Below are 17,168 nucleotides of genomic sequence, written 5' to 3'. Positions count from 1 at the left end.
CTCACATTCTCGTTCAAGGGATCGGCCTTCGGTTGCGAGAAGGGCAAGGTCGTGACGATCGGCTTGAAGAAGTAAACCAAAGGGTCGCATCGCGCATCCGGCGGCTTCGCGCCCAATCCCAGCCATTCACAGCGCAGATGGTGACACCCAACACCTGCCGCCCGTTCCTCTCTCCGTTTTCCATCCGAACAAGCGCGAGCGCATCACGCGCTCACTACGCATTCACCACTCGCAATAGCGCTGTGGCAGACAGGGGACGGGATCTGGCTGTGCCGCTGGCAAAATCGCGGTTGGCGATTGGCCTCGCACGAAGGGCAGCATGCCGGCTGTGACGAAGTCCAGGTGCAACGGCGCAATGCGGGCGGTGCCGGGCTCGAAGCGCAGGTCATAGTTGCCGCCCGCGGTCAGCGTGCCGCGTGTGATCCGGTAAAGACCCGGCAGGCTGTCGATCGCGGCCTCGGTGGCGAGATGGCCTGTCAGGCGGTCACCATTGACGAGCGTCCCATCCACGATCTCGTAAGTGAGAGGCGGATTGGGCAGGCCGTAGGTCCGCGCGAAGTCGGCGCCGGCGATCGCGAGCAGGCGCGGCGTTACCGACAATGTGCCCCCTTCAAACGTGACCGCGTAATTGTCGCCCGCAGTCAGGGTGCCGAGGTCGATCGCATAATCGCCGACATCGCTGCCCGCGTTTGCGTCGGTGGCAAGAGAACCCCTCAGTCCGTCGCCATTGGCCAGCCCCATGCCGCCGACCGTGTACGCCAGCACCGGATTGGCATCGCCGTAGATGCGGCCGAGATCGTCGGCGCTGATCGTCAGCGCGCGCTGGCCGACGGTCCAGGTGCCGGCGGTGCGGGTGTCGATAGCGTAGTTGCCGTTCGTCAGTTCGCCATCGACCGTGAGCGTGTAGCTACCCGCATCGGTGGTGCGGTCGATCCCGAAGCTGTTCGACAGGCCGGTCAGCACCGACACGTCGTCGAAGCCGGCAAGGTTGGTCGCGGAAAGACCGGGGTTCGTCGCCGCCTCGCCATAGATCGAGCTGCCATCCAGCGCCGTCACGTCGATATGACGCGGCGTCACCGTTAGCGTGCCGCCGGTGAATGACACGTCATAGTTGCCGTTCGCGCCGAGGCTCCCCTGGCCGATCGCATAGCCACCCGCGTCGCTGCTCGCCTCGGCATCGGTCACGAGCGCACCGCTCAGCGTGTCGCCGTTCACCAGGCCCAAGCCCCCGAGCGTGTAGGTCAGCGCCGGGTTGGCATCGCCGTAGATGCGCGTGAGGTCATTCGCCGCGATCGTCAGGCTGCGCCGGCCGACGGTCCATGTACCATCGATGCGGCTGTCGATTACATAGTTGCCGTTGGTCAGGGTGCCATCCACCATCAGCGTGTAGCTGCCCGCGTCGGTGGTGCGGTCGATCCCGAAGCTGTTCGAGAGGCCGGTCAGCACCGATAGATCGTCGAAGTCGGCAAGTCCTGTCGCCAACAACCCCGGATTGACGGCGGCCTCGCCGTAGATCGAGCTGCCGCCCAGCGCGGTCACGGTGATATGGCGCGGATCGATCGTCAGCGTCCCAGGGGTGAAGATGACATCGTAGTTGCTATCCGCCGCCAGCGTACCCTGTTCGATGGCATAGCTGCCGACGTCGCCGGTGATGACGGCGTCGGTCGCAAGCGCCCCGGTCAGTTCGTCGCCGTTGACCAGGCCCATGCCGCCAACCGTCCAGGTCAGACCCGGATTGGCGTCGCCGTAAATGCGGTGGAGATCGTTGGCTGTAATCGTCAGCGCGCGCTGGCCGACGGTCCAGGTGCCCGCGGTGCGGGCGTCGATAACGTAATTGCCGTTCGTCAGCGCGCCGTCGACCGTCAGCGTGTAGCTGCCCGCGTCGGTGGTGCCGTCGATGCCGAAGCTGCTGGCAAGGCCGGTCAGCGCAGCCACCGTGTCGAAGCTGGCGAGGTTGGTGGCGGCGAAGCCGGGATCGGCCGGAGCCTCGCCGTAGATCGAGCTACCGCCGAGGGCGGTTACGTCGATGTGGCGTGGCGTTACCGACAAGGTGCCGGTGGTGAAATTGATCGCATAGTTGTCGCCCGCGGTGAGCGTGCCCTGGGTGATGGCATAGTCGCCAACGTCGCTGCGCGCATCCGCATCGGTCGCCAGGCTGCCGGTGAGCGTATCACCATTGACCAGATCACCTGCCGTGTAGCTCAGCGCCGGATTGGCATCGCCGTAAATGCGGCCGAGATCGTCGGCGCTGATCGTCAGCGCGCGCCGGGCGACCGACAGCGTCGCATCGGGGCCGAGCGCCAGCTTATAGCCGCCGCTGATGGACAGCGCTCCCTGGTCAAGCGAGATGGCATAGTCGCCGGTATCGGCCCCCGCCGCCGCCCCGGCGGATGCCAGCGCGGGGGCGCCGCTGAGGATCGTGGCGTAATCGTCGCCCAGATAGGCGCCCGCCACGCCCTGTTCGATACCCGCCCTGTCATAGCTTGCGGAAAGATCGATTGCATCGCCATAGGTCTTGCTGGCATCGACGGCGGAGACGGTGATCGTCGGCTGATAGGCGAAGACATAACGGTTGCCCGCCTGCGTCACCGTGTCGCCCGCCTCGGTGTTCCAGACGGCGGTATTGCCGCTGTCCAGTCCCCTGCCATAAACATTGGCGTCGGGATTGGCGGAATAGATCAACCAGCGGTGATCGCGGGTTTTGAGGGGCGTGTAAGACGTGCTCTCGTTTATGAATGCCCCGCGGGTGATCAGCGTGATATCGCCGCCTGTCAGAACCCCACTTCCGAGAGTCAGGTCTCCCGCAGCGACATCGATTGTGACGTCGCCCCCTTCCGAGAACATGATCTCGTCGTCGATAGTGAATGGCCCGGATGCGTAGAGTTCCAGGGCGACACCCGGAATTTCGTGGTCAACATGGAAGGTAGTCACCGAGGTTGAAGACCCCGGGGCGTTTCCCAGCCCATCGAATGCCTCCGTCAGCGAGGGGGCGTCGGTCAGGATCCGCCAAACGCTGTCCGTTAGCAGATTCCCGCTCAGCACCGTGTCGTTGGTCAAACGGTCCGTTTGAAGAAGCGCGTCGAAGTCAGACACGTCGCCTGCCATGACGCTATAGCTTCCAGCGTCATCGAGCGCATCGCCCGGCACCAGTACGTAATAGTAGCCATTGGCTCCGCTGATCGCCGTGCCGATCTGCGCTTCGCCGCGATTATCCAGCACGTCGCGGCCCGCATAGGCGGAGACCAGCGCCGCCGACAGCGCATTGCTGTCGCCATCTCGTACGAAGCCGGTAATCGCGCGCACGCCATCGGGGTGGAAGCTCGCCAGATAAGGATAGAGGCCGCCCGTGCCGCCTGCAAACGCATCGCCGGAGAACGTGGCATCGCCGTTCTGAAGTTGCGTTGTGGTCAGGCCGGTGCCGGGGCCATTGGCCGGCGTGTCAAAGCCGACGCCTTCGCTCTGCCCGGTGGTCTGGGTGTCGAAATAGGCGTTTCTTATCGTCGCGAGCGAGCCAAGGCCGATCAGGCCGCCGACGGCATGGCTCCCCGACACCGCTCCCGTGGCATAGGCATTGGACAGCCACACGCCGTGGCCGTCGCCGATCAGGCCGCCGACATAGGTGACTCCCGACACCGCTCCAGCTGCATAGCCATTGAACACTTTCGCGCCTAAGCCAAGGCCGATCAGGCCGCCGACGGCATCGCTCCCCGACACCGCTCCCGTGGCATAGGCATTGGACAGCCACACGCCGCGGCCATCGCCGATCAGGCCGCCGACATAGGTGACTCCCGACACCACCCCCGTGGCATAGGCGTTGCTGATCGTCGCGAAATCGCCACCGCCGATCAGGCCGCCGACACCGTGTCGCCCTGACACCGTCCCGCCGACCATTCCAATATCGCGGACCGTGCCGTTGGCTCTGCCAAACAGACCCAGAAAATCGGTATCCGGCGCATCGATCCGGAGATCGCTGATCGTATGCCCCAGTCCGGTGAATGTGCCGGTAAACTTGGCGGCACTTCCGACCAGCGCGTCGTTATAAGTCGTGCCGGACGCGTCCAGATCCGTGGCGAGCGCATAATTGCCGCCCAGCCCGGTCGCGTCGATATCGTCCAGCTCTGCCATGGAATAGATCAGATCATAGGCCGCACCGTCGATGCTCAGCGTGCCGCCCTGATCATTCGCACCGTAATCCAGGCTGGCGCCCGCGAAGCGGTAATCGCCGCCCGCGCCCAGCAATACCGCGCCGGCGCCGTCGACCGTGATGTCTTCGCCGATCAGCAGATCACCGCCGGCGATAAGGCCAAGCGTTTCGCCATCCGCGACCGTCAACGCCCGGTCGAGCGCCAGGTTGCCTGTAGTGTGGACGAACGGGTCGAGGTTCGCCCAGTCGGCTTCAAAGGCCCCGCCGAATGTATCGGGGAACTGATCCACGATTTCGGAATAGAGCGAGCCATCGCTATAGCTCGTGAGCTGGCCTATCGTGAGCAGGAGGTTGCCGCCCGGGACCAGCGTATAGTCGCTGGCGTGCAGCACACCGGTGGCGCCCTGTCCGTGGTCGAGCGTCAGGACGCTGCCGAAATCCTGCCCCGCCGCGAGGATACCGGGCTGGACGATGGCATAGTAATAACCGTTCGCACCGGTCGATGCCGTGCCGATCACATCGCCGCCGCTGTAGAAGCGGATTGCCGCCCCGGACACTGCGCCGGCGGCATCGGCAAACGTACCGTCGATTGTCTCCACGCCGCCAGGGAAGAAGCTGGCGAGATAGGGGTAGAGACCGCCAGTGCCGCCGGCAAAGGCATCGCTGCTGAAGGTCGCGCTCCCGGATTGCAACTGGGCGGTTGTCAAACCTGTGACCGGGTCGCCGTACGCCGTACCGCTACCGATGCCCGAGTTCTGCCCGGTCGTTCCGGTATCGAAATAGGCATTGCTGATCATGGCAAATCCGCCATTGCCGATCAGGCCGCCGACAACGTCGGTTCCCGACACCGCGCCGGTGGCGTAGGCATTGCTCACTGCTGCATCGAAGCCATTGCCGATCAGGCCGCCGACTCGATTGGTGCCCGACACTGCGCCGGTGGCATAGACATTGCTCACTGTCGCATCGGAGCCGTAGCCCATCAGTCCGCCGGCCACAGACTCACTCGCCACCGCGCCCGTGGTATAGGCATTCGTCACCGTTGCCGCGGTGCCGAAGCCGATTAGCCCCCCAACATACTGATCGCCCGACACCGATCCCGTGCTATAGACATTGCGTATGGTGGCTCGTCGCGCGATCCCGGCTATGGCCCCGACCGAATCGCTCCCGATTACGCTGCCGCCGATCATGCCGACATCGCGCAATGTGCTATCGTTTGCGAAGCCGAACAGACCGATATAATCGTTGTCGGGCGCCTCGATAGTGAGGTTCGAGATGGTGTGTCCAAGCCCCGTGAAGGTGCCGGTAAATCGGCTGCTAACATCCTCTCCAACTATGGCCCGGGTGTAAGTCACGCCCGCCGCCTCCACATCGCCCGCGAGCGCGTAGCGGCCGCTCAGACCGGTGCTGTCGATCGCGTCCAGCTCGGCCATGGAGCGGATCAGAGCATAATCGGCACCATTGATTGACAGACTGCCGCCGCTGCCGGTGAAGGCCAAGCTCGCGCCCCCGCCGAAGCGATAATCACCACCGCTGCCGCCTTGACCTGTCAGCAGGGAGACACCGCCATTCCCGGCCACCGTAATTCCGGCATTAACCGTGATATTGCGATGAGCACTCAGCGTCAGTGTGGTGCCTGCGTCCCACGATATCGCGCCATTGACGATGATGTCGCCGGCATCGGGGCCGCTATCCTGCGTTTCCAGCGTGATATTGTTGACGAGTAATTGCTCGCTCACACTGTCGGCATAGGCCTGCCCGATGATCAGATCGAGCGGATCGATCAACCATTCGCCGTAGCGCCCAGCAGCCGCGCTGGTGTCGACGGTGATCCCGGCAAAATCGACCGTCTTGCCCGATGTCTCGACGAAGCCGCCTTCGCTTATGCCGCGCGCGCTGAGCGTGCCCTTGGCGCTGGTGTCGCCATCGGACCAGATGAACACATCGCCGCCCGTGCCGCTGGCGGTGGCGTCGGCGGCGATGGTGCTGGCCGCATCCACGGCCATGCTGCGCGTGGACACCAGCGAGACATCGCCCCCGCCATGCGCGCCCGACACGTCGATATCCGCGCCGGACAGGGCGACGTCACCGCCGGTCAGGCGCACGGCGCCATCGCGCCCTTCCACGCCGGTCGCGGCGATCACGCCAGACATATTGACCACGCCGCGCGCCGCCGCGCGCGCATCGGCGGCAGAGAGGATGACGCTGCCGCCCTGCGCCTCTATACGGCCCGACATGCCGATGGTGGACGCCGCATCCTCCGGCAATGCCACCTGCAGGAAACCGTCGCCTTCGAAGTCCAGCGTCGCGCGCGTGCCCGCGCCCAGCGCCACCTTGCCCATGGGCGCCGCGATCAGCCCGCTATTGCTGACCTCCCCGCCGACAAGTGCCGCATAGCCGCCGTGCGCAATGGAGATGGTGCCGGCATTGGCGACCGAACCGCCCTTGCCGGTGACCACGATCTCGCCCGCCATGAAATCGTCATTGCCGATATCGAGCGTGGAGGCGACGAAGCCCGCCGCATCGACGGAACCGCTCTTCGTGATGAATATCCCGTTGGGGTTGACCAGATAGACCTGCCCATTGGCGCTGATCTGCCCGGCGATGCGCGAGGTGGCATCGCCCGTGACGCGGTTGAGCAGCGCCGCCTGCGCATCGGGCTGGCGGATATCGACCCGGCCGTCCTTGCCGACCGAGAAGCTGTTCCAGTTGATGATCGCGCGCTCCGAATGCTGGTCGATACCCAGCGCGCCGCCCGATGGCATTCCAATGGTGGCATCGCCACGCACGACGGCGCCGCCCTGCGGCAAGGTCTGCGCGGCGGCGGGAGCGACGAAGGGGACGAGGCCGGTGGTGGCGAGCAGAAAGGCGAACTTGCGGGTCATGGCGATGATCCTCAGATCTGGAAATAGAGCGAGACGGTGACGCGGTCGTCGCCGGGGCGTCCATCGGCATCCCCGTGACCATATTCGATACCGGCGGAGAGGGCGGGCGACTGGTCATCCGCCGCGAAGCTGGCGCGGATGCCCGCGCCATAGGCTTCCGCCGTGGTCGTGCGCCGTTCGAACGCCGTGGGATTTTCCAGCCGCAGCCCGCCGGCCGCGACAAAGCCGTATGGCACTAGCGAGACGAAGCCCGGCCCCGTCTGCCAGGCGAACGGGGCGCGAACCTCCGAACGCAGGATATAACCGGCATCGCCCTGCAAGGAGCCGGAAGCCAGCGGCGAGATCCCCTGGCGATTGGCGATGCCGAACTGCTCGGAATTGACCAGCGGATCGCCGAAGGACGTCTGCGCCGATCCCATCGTGGCCAGCGTCAGGTGCTCCGCCACCGGTTGCGAGGCTTCGGCATCCACGGCCAGCTTCTCGAACGCGGCATCGGCGCCCGCGCGCGACAGCGGCAACACCGCCGTGGCATCGTCCGCCGACCGTGCGCCAAGCCCGTCGATCCCGACAGAGGCCCGCGCCGATAGTTGCAGCCTGCCGCCGCTCTCATCCCGCATCTGCCAGTCTGCGCCGGCGCGCAGCACGCGCAACCGGTCCAACGACAGCGGCAGGTCTATGGGATCGAAGATGCTCAGCCGTTCCTCCTGGATATCGAAGGCGCCCGAGACCGTCAGGTTGCTGCCGCGCGACCGGATCACGGGATAGGTCAGGCGCAGCGATCCCCGCCGGAACCGGCTGGTCACACCGGGCACCGCCGCGCTTTGCCGCACCGGCGTGGTGCGCGCATCGGTCGCCTCGATATTGACGGCAAGCCCATCATCGCCCAGCGGCATCACGATTCCGGCAGCCAGCGCGCGGTTGCGCGGCGTGGGTTCGAGAAAGCTCGTTTCCTTGTCGAGCGTGGGCGTGCCGTTCGCGTTCAGATAGACGGTCTCGCCCAGACCGAGCGCCGAGTTGAACTGCGCGCCAAGGCCATAGGTCTCACCGCCCAGGGTGTCGGAAATCCCGCTGTCGAGCGATACGCTCATCGTCACAGGGCGATAATCGGCCTCGATCACCAGCACGGTCGCCCCGGGCTTTTCTCCCCGTGCCAAAGTGGATCGCAAGGATGTGCCCGGCGTGTCGCCGGCCAGCAGCAGGCGCCGCTCGATATCGCCCAGCGTGGCAGTGCGGCTGCCGGTAAGCGGGGCCAGCACCCGGGCCACCCGCGTGCGGATCTGCAGCGGCAGGCTGGCGGTGTCGATGCGCGAGATATAACCCTGCACCACGACCAGGCGCAGCGTGCCGCCATCGTCCAGGTCCTGCGCCGGCACCACCACGCGACTGAGCACCGCGCCCTCGCGCGCCAGGCGCTGCTCCAACCGCGAGGCCGCCTCGTAAATGCGCGCCACCGGGATGCGCCGGCCGACCAGGGCCTCCTCAAGCTCTGCCTGGACCCCGGACGGGATAGTCGCGCCTTCCACCCTGACGCCCGCCAGCGTAACCGAGACATCGTCGGCCCCTTCGGGAACCAGCAACGCTCCGCTGTCCGGCAGGCTGATCCCGTCGCCCTCGCGCATGACGGGCGGCGCATAGCTGTCGGGCGTGATCTGACTCGCGGTCTGGGCAAGCGCGGGGCTGGCGATCACACACAACAAGACGGCAGTCCCGCCAAACCGATACCCGTTCACCCCACGACCCCCTTGGTGATTACGTCCAAACTCCTGGCAATGGGGCTAAACGACGATTGTTGTGCCAGTATTTGATTCCGGGGATTTTTTATGCACCCTTCGGCGATCATGGCCGGTCATAATCCCGTCACCAGATCAGAGGCCGCATGCGATTTCACGACCTGACCTTCGACGAGATGTTCGCCAGCGCACGGCGTGACAATGGCCGGCAGATCACCTTCACGCGCAAGGAGCGCGCCGTTCTTTCCGCGCTGATCGGCAGCGAAGGCCGGATCGTGTCGCGGCAGTATGTGCTGGACGTTATCGATGGCGCCAGTGCGGAAGCCGGAGAGCGCAATGTCGATTTCCTGATCAATCGGCTGCGCAACAAGCTCGGCGACAAGGCGCGCAATCCCCGTTTCATCGCCACACAATATGGCGAAGGCTATCTGTGGATCGCTCCTCCGGGAAAGCTGGCGGCGCCCCGGGCATTCCTGCGCATCGGTCCCGTATATGGCATGGACATGGAGTGGGAGCTGGACAGTTTTCCCGAAGTGTTGGGCGGAGAACTGAGCGAAAGGACGGGCGAAGGCAGAGTGGTGCTGGCAGAAGAATCGGCACACGACCACGATGCCGAATACACGGTCGAAGCGAGCCTGTTTCCTGAGCCGCGCCGGCTGCACATAGCGCTGGCATTGCGCCATGGCTCCACGGGCGAGATCGTGATGAGCGACAGGATACAGGCGCCGATGGATGACTGGCGGAACTGCCTGGGCGCGGTATCGCGCAAGCTGGTGGATGCCGCCTGGTCGCACAAGGCAGCCGTTCCCCATACCATCTCGCCGACCACGAACCCCCTGCCCGTTCGCGTTCAGGAGGCTTCAACCACCGTCACCGGCGACGTGCAGGAAAGCTGGCGGGAAAGCCTCACCAGGACCAGCCGACATAACGCAACGACATCGGATAACGCCGAAAGCGGCCTGATGCGAGCCACTGCGCTCTATACTCGGCTCCTGCATCAGGACGATAAAGCTACCGCCCTCTCGGCCGAGGCCTGGGACCGGATAGAGGATGAGATCGAGGAGTTGGTGCTCGCCAATCTGCATGCCGTGAAGGACAATGCGATTCAGGCGCTCGGGGCGGCAAAACTGCTGCTCTTCATCACCCGAGGATATTTCGATCGGGCGCAGTCCATGGCCAAAGAAGCGTTCGAGCGCAGCCCTGCTTTCGCCGCGGCCTTTGCCACCTTGGGCCAGTTCCGCGCCTGCTCGGGCCGGTTTGAAGAAAGCCTGTCGCTGTACGACCGGGCGATCGAGCTGTCCGAACCGGAAAGCGACTTCCACGTCTATCTGCTGATCCTCAAGATCGTTGCCTTCATGGCCTGTGACGATCGTGAACGCGCCCATGATACAGGTCTGGTCCTGTTCAGGTTGCGCCCCGAAACCAGATTGCGCATCGGCCTGCTCACCGCCTCCCCGGAGGAAACGACACTTCCCGACGACCTGGAACGGCACTTGCGCTTGGTCGATAAAGCACAAGCCGCGCATATGGCCTTGTACCTTTACCGGATCTCGGCACGGCAGTTCTGCCGTGCCGATCACCAGCGCAACGTCATGGATGGCCTTTGCACACATCTGGCAAGGCGCTTCGGACGGGAAAGCTGGTTGAATGTTACAGAGGCCGCCTCGTCTGACCGGACAAGACCGCGACAGGCGCTATAGCGCTCATCGCGAGAAGCAATGAGAAGCGCAGCCCGCGGCGAACATGGCATCGCCATATATGCCTGTCGGAAACGCTCCCAGTGAAGCCATCACGATAGCTGGGGCCACGTCCGCTTTTCGGCGCCTCGATCCGCTTCTGACCCGGCTTGCCGGCGTGCCTTCTGAGTTCTTGTCTTCTCGCGGGGAAATTACCCACCGGTGACGATATCCGATACGCGCCACAGCGCAGACCGGTAGAAAGCGCGGGACCACGCTGTCGGACTACAAGTGGTCGCCACCTATTCCCTTCCAGGATGCCTCTGCGAAACCCATTCTCGTCTCTCCGGCGGAGGCCGGGTCCACCGAGCCGCTTAGCTTAAGCGTTTGCTATTGCAGCCAGGTGGACAAGTTCAGCATGACGAAAGAGGCTTCCGTTGCGCGCCTTTCGCAGAAGTCTCCTTCCAGAGCGTGCATCTGATGACGGCGGCGAGACGCTTCGGGGAAGATGCAATCAAGGCCTTCCATGGTGAGCTATCGGCACCGCGTGGCTGGTCCGACGTGCTATTTCTGGCACAATATCGCGCTGGATTAGGGCAAGTACAATATTGCGTGTCATTCGCATTTGCATTAGTGCTGGCCGGCATGTCGCACTCCCCTTCCTTCGATTCGGCTTGGCAAACCAAGCCGTCCGGCGCCTGACATGCTCCACTCGGGGGAGGCTGTTGCGCCTGTCAAACGGCGAAGGCGCCGTGTCTCACCATTCTGGACGAAGCAGTTCCATCTCTGGCACTGGATGAGCAGCGCGATCTGCCTGGTGGGCATGTTGCTGTTCGCCGTGACCGGGATCACGCTCAATCACGCCGCCACCATCGGCGCCGAGCCGCGGATGACGACGCGCGAGGCGCAACTGCCGCCGTCGCTGCTGGCGACTCTCGCCGGCGATCGCGGCGCCGATGACGCGCCGGTGCCGGGAGAGATCGCCGACTGGAGCAGCGCGGCGCTGTCGGCGTCGATTGCCGGTCGGCCGGCCGAATGGTCCAAGCGCGAAGTCTATGTTCCGCTGCCGCAACCCGGCGGTGACGGCTGGGTTTCGATCAACCGCACGAGCGGCGAGGCCACCTATGAACACACCGATCGCGGCTGGGTCGCCTGGCTGAACGACCTTCACAAGGGCCGCGATACCGGACCGGCATGGCGCTGGTTCATCGACATCTTCGCCGCCGCCTGCGTGATATTCTGCCTGACCGGCTTTCTGCTGCTCAAGCTTCATGCGCGCCACCGCAAGGCGACCTGGCCGCTGGTCGGTGGTGGCCTGGTCATACCGATTCTCCTCATCATCCTGTTCGTCCACGCCTGAAGGAACCACGATGCGTCTGACCGTCTCGCTAATCGGAACCAGCCTGATCGCGACACCGGCCATCGCCGGCGACATGACGATCAGCATCACCATCCCGCAGCTTCGCGTGGCGGAATATCACCGGCCCAATGTCGCCGTCTGGATCGAGAATGGCGAGGGCGAGGTCGTGGCCGATCTCGCCACCTGGTATGACCTGCGCAATCGCCGCGAGGACGGCGCGAAATGGCTTTCCGACCTGCGCACCTGGTGGCGGCGCTCGGGCCGCGCGCTTGATCTGCCGGTCGACGGCGTATCCGGGCCGACCCGGGCGCCGGGCAAGCACGTACTGCATTTCACCGAGGGACACGGCCCGCTGCACCGACTTTCGGCCGGGCCCTACCGCTTGTTGGTCGAAGCCGCGCGCGAGGTCGGCGGGCGCGAGAAACTCGCCATTCCGTTCACCTGGCCTCCCAAGGGCAACAAGGCCGGCACCGTTCGCGGGGAAAGCGAACTGGGCGCCGTCACGCTTTCGATCAAGCCGTAACCGGAGACCTGAAATGACCTTGAAGAACCTTGTTTCGCACGCCGCCCTGATCCTGCCGGCAGTCGCCTTGTTCGCAACATCGGCGGACGCGCATCGGCGCTGGCTGCTGCCTTCGGCCACCATATTGTCGGGCGATCGCGAAACCGTCTCGGTCGATGCCGCAGTCGCCAACGGGCTGTTCTATTTCGAACATCACGCGCTGGGGCTCGACGATCTGACCGTCACAGGACCGGACGGAAAGGCGGTCAAGCCGGATATTATGGGCTCGGGTGCATATCGCAGTGTGTTCGACGTGCCGCTCGACAAGCAGGGCACCTATCGCATCGCGCTGGCGAGCGACGGTATGTTCGGCAGCTATATGCTGAACGGCGAACGCCATCGCTGGCACGGCTCCGCCGCCGAGGCGAAGACCGCCATTCCCGACGGCGCAAGCGAGGTGCATCTCGTCCCGGTGACCAATCGTGTCGAGACCTTTGCCACGCTCGGCGCGCCCAGCGACACCGCATTGCAGCCGACCGGGCGCGGGATCGAGATGGTGCCGGTCACCCATCCCAACGACCTGATCGCGGGCGAACCCGCCAAGCTGCGCTTCCTGGAGGACGGCAAGCCCGCCAGCGGCCTGGAGGTCCAGTTCATCAAGGGCGGCACGCGGTATCGCGACGAGGCCGGGGTCAAGCGGCTTACGGCCGACGCCGACGGGGTCGTGACCCTGTCCGCCGACGATCCGGGCATGTATTTCCTCGAGGCCGAGGATCGTCCGGAGCGCGGCGCCGGTGACACGGGTGCGGATGCGCGGCGGCTATATTATTCCGTAGTGCTTGAATTCATGCCCGCCTGATCGCGACCGATGCTCGCCACCCGCGAACCCCATGTGCTGATTCCCCCCGTTCCGGAGGCGCCCGACCTGCTGGCCCCGGTCGCCGGTGGCGTTGTGCGCCGGCTTGCCGGGACGGCAATGGGCACCGAATGGCGGGTGGCGCTGGTCGCCCGCCAGCGCCATGATCTCGCCCCCGCCCGCGCGGCGATAGGCCGAGCGATCGCTGATGTCGTCGCGCAGATGAGCCAATGGGAAACGGAGTCCGAGCTGAGCCGGTTCAACCGCCTGCCGGCGGGCGCCGCCATGACGATCTCACCGGCCTTCGCGCAGGTGCTGGACTGCGCCCTGACGCTTGCGGAGGCGAGCGGCGGCGCATTCGATCCGACTCTGGGCGCGGCCAGCGATGCTTTCGGCTTCGGCCCTGGCCCACCGCCGGAGGCGCGACCGGACGGCATTCCCGGCGGAGGCTGGCGATCGCTGTCGTTCGACCGTGCGGCCCGGCGACTGATTCAACCCGGACCGGTTCGGCTGGATCTTTCCGGCATCGCCAAGGGCTTTGCGGTCGATCTGATCGCGCGCGGACTCGCGCGGGCGGGATTCGCGCGGCATCTGGTCGAGATCGGCGGCGAGCTTCGCGGCGCCGGCGCAAAACCGGACGGGCAGCCCTGGTGGGTGGCCGTCGACCCCGTTCCCGACATGCCCGACAGGCCTGTCCGGATCGCGTTGAGCGGCTGGTCGGTCGCAAGCTCCGGTGACTGGCAGCGGCGGCGCGGACCGGCGGGACGCGACTGGTCGCACACCCTTTCGCCGGGCGATGGCAGCCCGCTCGTTCAGAGCCCGCGCTGCGCAACGGTCCTCCACCGGGGCTGTATGCAGGCCGATGCCCTGGCCACGAGCATGATGGTACTTGGCGCGGATGCCGGCATCGCCTTCGCCGACCGCCACGCTATTCCGGCGCGCATCGCGACCGCCGCCGGCCATATCCGTGAAAGCAGGGCCTGGAGCGCCATGACATGATGCTGGAAATCCCCGAAGTCCTGTCGAAGCAGGAAGTACGGAACCTGCGCGCGGTGATCGACGCGGGCCAGTGGGTGGACGGCAACGAAACGTCCGGTCACCAGGCCCGGCTTGCCAAGCGCAACGAGCAGCTCGCCCAGGGCAGCGAGGCCGCGCGCCGGGCGGGCGATGCGGTGATGGCCGCGCTCAACCGCGCACCGCTGTTCGTCGCGGCCGCGCTGCCGCTCAGGGTTTTTCCGCCATTGTTCAACCGCTATGCCGGCGGCCAGCATTTCCGCACCCATGTCGACAACGCCGTGCGCTCGCTCGCCGGCACCGAATTCCGCATCCGCAGCGACCTGTCCTGCACGCTCTTTCTGGAAGAGCCGGAGGCGTATGACGGCGGCGATCTGGTGGTCGAGGACCTGTTCGGCGAGCACCGGGTGAAGCTGCCGGCCGGCCACCTGATCCTCTATCCCGCCTCCAGCCTCCATCACGTTACCGAAGTTACGCGCGGGTGCCGGGTTGCGAGCTTTTTCTGGCTCCAGTCAATGGTGCGCGAGGACGCGGCGCGCGAACATCTTTTCCGCCTCGACAAGAGCATCCAGACACTGACCGCCGATCGCGGCGGCGATGATGCCACCGTGGTCGAACTCACCGGCCTGTATCATAACCTCCTGCGCCGCTGGGCCGATGCGTAGTTATAACTGCGAATAATTCTCATTAACGAGCTTGACTCGTTGCAATCAATTCGCAATAGCGACGGCAAGCATCCAACACCAAAAGGGGGTCTCATGACACGTTCGACCACCGGCCATGGCGCCGGCTTTCTCGCTCTGGGTTGCGTCGGATTCGTCGCCTCGATCGCGGCACCGGCCCATGCCCAGAGCACCGATATCCAGGCAGGCGAGCAGCCGACGCGGCTGGAGGGCGTAACGGTCCGCGACACCGCCGCTAAGGACGAGTACGGCGCCGACATGGTCCAGTCGCCCAAAGCGACCGCGCCGCTGGTCGATACGCCGCGCACGATCGACACCGTCTCGCGTGCGATCCTCGAGGACACTGCCGCCTTTTCCTTCCAGGACGCGCTGCGCACCGTGCCGGGCATCACCTTCGACGCCGGCGAGGGCGGCACCGCCAACCGCGATGCGCCACAGATCCGCGGCGTCGATTCCACCGGCGACACCTATGTTGACGGCGCCCGCGACCTGGGCTCACAGCTGCGCGATTCCTTCAATGTCGAGCGCATCGAGGTGTTCAAGGGGCCGAGCAGCGCGTTCGGTGGTCGCGGTGCCGCCGGCGGGGCCATCAACATCGTTACCAAGGCCCCGACTGTCGACGATTTCGCCACCGCCTCGGCAACCGCCGGCACGGCCGATCTCGCCCGCTTCACCGTCGACGTGAACCGGCGCCTGTCGGACAAGCTGGCGGTGCGACTGAACGCCATGGCGCAGGATGCCGGCGTCGCCGGCCGCGACGCGATCGAGGACGATCGCTGGGGTATCGCGCCGTCCGTCACCTGGGGCATCGGCACCGCGACCCGGGCCACCCTGTCCTATTATCATTATGAGACCGACGGCACGCCCGATTACGGCATTCCGCTGACACCCGGCGAGTTCGGCGTGGAGCGGCACCCGGCCGATGTGGATTACGACAATTTCTACGGCCTGACATCGCGCGATTTCCAGAAGACGGCGGTGGACGCCGCGACCTTCCAGTTCTCGCACGCCTTCGCCAACGGGTGGCTGTTGTCGGAAACCGCGCGCTATTCGCATTCGAAGAACGCCTATGTCGCGACCAATCCCGACGACAGCCAGGGCAATGTCGACAACGGCTATGTCTATCGCAGCGTGAAAAGCCGTCGCTCGACCAACGACTCGCTGGTCAACAATCTGAACCTGTCCGGACAGATCGACACCGGCGGCCTGTCGCACAGCATCTCCACCGGCTTCGAGCTGGCGACATCGAAAACCAGCAATCCCGGCTATACCTATCCGCGTCCCGATTCGGTGTGCACCCGGGCCGATATCGATGCCGGTAACGGCAATTGCACGCTGCTCGCCGACCCCGATCCGTCCGACCCGTCTCCCTTCGCCATAACCAGGGGGCGCGGCATCAACAGCGCGGATTCCTCCGAGGTCGGCCTCTACGCCTTCGACACGGTGACGATCCTGCCGCAACTGCTGCTGAACGGCGGTGTCCGCTGGACCACCTTCGACGCCAGCACGCAGAGCGGCGATCCCGGCAGCCAGCTCGACACGTTCGAGAACAAGAGCGACTTCTTCACCTGGCAGGGCGCAGCCATCGTCAAGCCGACACCCGAGACCAGCCTCTATGTGTCTTATGCCGACGCCAAGGATCCGCCAGGCAGCGATGTCGGCGAGGGATCGAACAATCTCAGCGGCCCCGGCCGGCGCGGCGACGGCAACTATCTCCAGGAGCCGCAGACGACCGAGAATTGGGAAGCCGGCGGCAAGGCGGAGCTGCTTGACGGCGCCATGCTGCTCACCGCGGCCGTCTTCCAGATCGACCGCAGCAACATCATCAGCAACGATCCGGTGAACGGCCCCACCCCGATCGCCGACAAGGCGCGCACCCGCGGCGTCGAACTGGGCGCCAGCGGCCGGGCAGGTCCGGTATCGATCAGCGCCGGCTACAGCTATCTCGACGCCAAGGTGCGCGGCGGCGACAATGACGGCAATCGTCTGCCGCTGACGCGCAAGCACAATCTGGCCGTGACCGCCGACTGGCAGGTGACGCCCGCCTTCAACATCGGCGGCGGCGTCTATCACGGGTCGAAACTGTACGGCGATCCCGAAAATCTCATCAGCGCCGCGGGCTATTGGCGATTCGACGCCCATGCCGGTTATGTCATCAACGAGCATCTGGAGTTGAGCGCCAATATCAAGAATATCGGCGACGAGCGGTACATCTCCAAGATCCGCTATCCGCACTATGCCACACCGGCTCAGGGCCGACAGGCATTGGCGACGCTGACGGTCCGTTATTGAGGTTGATATGCGATTGACTTGCAATAGCG

General features: G+C 65.2%; 9 protein-coding genes. 7 read left to right on the top strand and 2 right to left on the bottom strand.

Annotated elements, in window-relative coordinates; translation table 11 throughout:
• Positions 1-222: 222 nt before the first annotated feature.
• Together RPR59_RS01965 and RPR59_RS01960 are read right to left on the bottom strand one after the other, a co-directional pair.
• Positions 223-7,026: an MBG domain-containing protein gene (locus tag RPR59_RS01965; protein WP_313916119.1), complete on the bottom strand. Its 6,804-nt coding sequence runs from the start codon at positions 7,024-7,026 to the stop codon at positions 223-225.
• A gap of 11 nt (positions 7,027-7,037) precedes the next feature.
• Complete coding sequence (locus RPR59_RS01960; protein ID WP_313916116.1) at positions 7,038-8,756, bottom strand: ShlB/FhaC/HecB family hemolysin secretion/activation protein; 1,719 nt, start codon at positions 8,754-8,756, stop codon at positions 7,038-7,040.
• A gap of 146 nt (positions 8,757-8,902) precedes the next feature.
• Between RPR59_RS01960 and RPR59_RS01955 the strand changes: the two genes are divergently transcribed.
• The 7 genes from RPR59_RS01955 to RPR59_RS01925 all read left to right on the top strand — a co-directional run bounded on the left by RPR59_RS01955 (position 8,903) and on the right by RPR59_RS01925 (position 17,139).
• A complete protein-coding gene (locus RPR59_RS01955) occupies positions 8,903-10,456 on the top strand; it encodes a winged helix-turn-helix domain-containing protein (RefSeq protein WP_313916113.1) in 1,554 nt (517 codons plus the stop codon).
• Between the two features lie 679 nt (positions 10,457-11,135).
• Entirely contained in the window at positions 11,136-11,792 is a 657-nt protein-coding gene (locus RPR59_RS01950; RefSeq protein ID WP_313916111.1) for a PepSY-associated TM helix domain-containing protein, read from the top strand.
• A 10-nt stretch (positions 11,793-11,802) separates the two neighbouring features.
• A complete protein-coding gene (locus RPR59_RS01945; protein ID WP_313916108.1) occupies positions 11,803-12,315 on the top strand; it encodes a DUF2271 domain-containing protein in 513 nt (170 codons plus the stop codon).
• A 13-nt stretch (positions 12,316-12,328) separates the two neighbouring features.
• A complete protein-coding gene (locus RPR59_RS01940) occupies positions 12,329-13,153 on the top strand; it encodes a DUF4198 domain-containing protein (RefSeq protein WP_313916106.1) in 825 nt (274 codons plus the stop codon).
• Between the two features lie 9 nt (positions 13,154-13,162).
• On the top strand, positions 13,163-14,149 hold the full coding sequence (locus tag RPR59_RS01935) for an FAD:protein FMN transferase (RefSeq protein ID WP_313916105.1): 987 nt from the start codon (positions 13,163-13,165) through the stop codon (positions 14,147-14,149).
• The gene (locus RPR59_RS01930; RefSeq protein WP_313916104.1) at positions 14,146-14,829 is read left to right on the top strand and encodes a Fe2+-dependent dioxygenase; all 684 of its coding nucleotides are present in this window, start codon (positions 14,146-14,148) and stop codon (positions 14,827-14,829) included. Before RPR59_RS01935 ends, RPR59_RS01930 begins: the two co-directional genes overlap by 4 nt.
• 93 nt (positions 14,830-14,922) lie before the next feature.
• Complete coding sequence (locus RPR59_RS01925) at positions 14,923-17,139, top strand: TonB-dependent receptor (RefSeq protein WP_313916103.1); 2,217 nt, start codon at positions 14,923-14,925, stop codon at positions 17,137-17,139.
• The last annotated feature ends 29 nt before the right edge of the window (positions 17,140-17,168 follow it).

Origin of the sequence: Stakelama saccharophila (genome assembly GCF_032229225.1) — a bacterium.
GTDB classification, from domain to species: Bacteria; Pseudomonadota; Alphaproteobacteria; order Sphingomonadales; family Sphingomonadaceae; genus Sphingomonas; species Sphingomonas saccharophila.
Note: the sequence above shows the minus strand (reverse complement) of the source record. Positions and strands in the feature narration are given on the sequence as shown.